The 450-nt window shown below is 40.9% G+C and carries 1 protein-coding gene; it reads left to right on the top strand.

The window, feature by feature from the left end:
• Positions 1–450: histidine kinase dimerization/phospho-acceptor domain-containing protein (locus tag HC175_RS18610; RefSeq protein WP_317172362.1), on the top strand; the 450-nt coding region annotated here is incomplete at both ends.

The raw sequence follows: 450 nt of genomic DNA, 5'->3' as shown, positions 1-450 counted from the left end.
CGATCTTTATTTTGGGTTCCAAAAGGAAGCAGATACTCAACTTATACAGTTGATCGATCGAAATCTGGCAGAAATGAAAAATGATCCCAACTCTGCTTATTACAGCATCCTTCACTCCTGGCTGGATCCCGCTTTTCGCAAACAACATCCTAAATATTTTCTGTGGATCCTGGCAGGGCTACTAACAATCTTACTGGTAGTGCTGGTATTTACCTTCGTCTTAAAATATCAGGTGGATTTGAAAACTAAAGCTCTCTGGAGAAAAAACCGGCAGTTGACCAGAGCTAAAGACAGGGCGGAGGAAAATGAGAGGTTAAAAACGATCTTTCTACAAAACATGTCTCACGAAATAAGAACTCCCATGAACGGGATCATTGGTTTTCTAAGTCTGCTCAAGGAACCCAATCTTGATTCCGAGTCCCGGGAGAAATATATAGACATAGTCAATAA

The sequence above is a fragment of the Salinimicrobium oceani genome, assembly GCF_012037645.1.
This window is presented reverse-complemented; position numbering and strand designations above follow the sequence as displayed.